We start from the raw sequence: 2,106 nt of genomic DNA on the forward strand, positions 1-2,106 counted from the left end.
CACAACGTTCACATATATGAAATGTTGGGGTTTGCGGGCGACTTTCCTGTCTGCCGTTACAAAAGTTGGTGCGGGGCAGAAAGGTTCGCGTAAACACCTAATCCCCAATATTTTATATATGATGTTGTGGGTTGTTATTAAATTATAACTAATCAAAGTACATGATTCGGTCAAAATTATAATCCTCAAATAAGTATTTATTAATTTTAGATTTTGTAGATTGTTTTCTTATAAATTGAACTGGGTTTATTTTACAATCAATTGTATTGCTAGTTATTTCAAAACCTTCACTTATCTTGATAGTTTCAATTTTATTGCCAACAAAATTGAAATTATTAATAGTTGGGAATTTAACTAAGACTCTCATTTTTGTTTTAAATCCTCCGTCATAAGCAAAAACAAATGTTTCCCAATATTCGTTTGGCTTCAACTTATGCGTGTTAAAACCATGTCTAAATAATGAACCATCAGTTTCAATCGTTCTCCAATTGCCACTCTTATCTTTCGCTTGGACAAATATTTGTTCACGACCATCAGAAAATCTTAATGTATCATGCGATGGATTAATAATATACAATTTGTACGCTTCAAAGAACTCTCTACCGAGTGATTTTAAATATGTATTTGAGTTGTCTAATATCACTTTTGGCTCTGTAAATGACTTAAAATCATCATGCATAGGTTTTGCTGGATTTGTATTAGGCATTTCTTCAACTTCAGAGTTATTAAAAACATTAGATTGAGTAATTGAGTAATCAATGTTCAGTTTTCTATGTTTAACAGAGTAATCTTTTTTAGGACTTAAAAAAACTAAGTCGGCATTTTCATTTAGATACCCCCATTGACCATTTTCTAGAATAATGTATAATAAACCATCTTTAAATCCTTCATCTCTATCAATAAAAGAAAAAGTTAGTTTAGTATTAGAATTAAGAAATAACACCCATTCTGTACTATAGCCTCGTTCATATGCTGAAAAATATAAATTTTTATGAAAGAAGTCATTGTTATAAGGTACCTTATAATTGGTAATCTCTATTTTATTACCGTAACTGTCTTCTACATGGTTTCTATATATATAAAATAATGTGTCATTTCTTAAAAACGTAGACCTTGCGGATATGTCTTCGGCTAATATATCCCCAAACTTATTAATTACATCAACTTTTCTAGTGGTATATTTTCTTCCATCACCGTATTCGTATTCTTTAGTCTGAATCCCATATATCATTGCAATGCTATTATGAAAATCAAAGATTCTGAATAATGATGAGTAAACTATATTCCCATCTAAATCTAGTACTACTGAAATTTTATTTGAACTTGTACCTGTTGTATCATCAACGATGGCTATAAATCTATCATCCTTGTACAAATCTGAAATACTATGCGAATATCTCATCTTATAAACAAGGTTGCCTTCCTGATTAATAAAACCAATGTAGAAATGATCCCATTTGTCCGACTTTACAAGAGCTCTACCACATGAATACCTGCTAATACTATTGTATAAATTCATTGGAACAATTTGTTCACCTTGTAGGTTTATCACTCCGCCTCTTCCATTGTCTATAATTGACAGCCCCTCGCTAAATTGGGATAAATTATAAAAAATTGTATCGATTATCAAAGAACCGTTAGCATTTATAACTCCACTTTTATAATTTTGAGTTGTAACTATAAATATTGGCTCAAAAGAATCATAAATTGCATAATCAATGTATCTATAATTATGTTCAAATATAATTTGTCCGTCTTTATTAATTAAGTATGGCTTACCATCTTTCCAGACCTTAGCAATTCCATTATAAAAAGGTAATGCATATTCATAAATTGAAGGTATTGTTAATTCACCAGTCATATCAATGTAGCCGACGTAACCATTAGTTGATGCTGCAGCTTTACCTTCAAAAAAACGACCTGCTCTATAGAAGTAGTTATCAATTAATTGTTCCCCTTCATTGTTTATATATGAATATCCTTGACTAGATTCAAATAAAAATATACCTTCATCCTGTGCGGTAAGGTTATTTAAAATTAGAAAAAAACTAATTATTAAAAATACTCTCATTTTATGGTGAATCTGCTTGTTAATAACCCACAACG

At 30.2% G+C, this 2,106-nt stretch carries 1 protein-coding gene; it reads right to left on the reverse strand.

The features are described 5' to 3' along the window. Positions 1–148: 148 nt before the first annotated feature. A partial coding sequence (locus tag B5X70_RS17555; protein ID WP_234995096.1) for a WG repeat-containing protein occupies positions 149–2,106 on the reverse strand: 1,958 nt, incomplete at its 5' end.

Source organism: Alkalitalea saponilacus, assembly GCF_900168165.1.
Classification (GTDB): Bacteria; Bacteroidota; Bacteroidia; order Bacteroidales; family Marinilabiliaceae; genus Natronoflexus; species Natronoflexus saponilacus.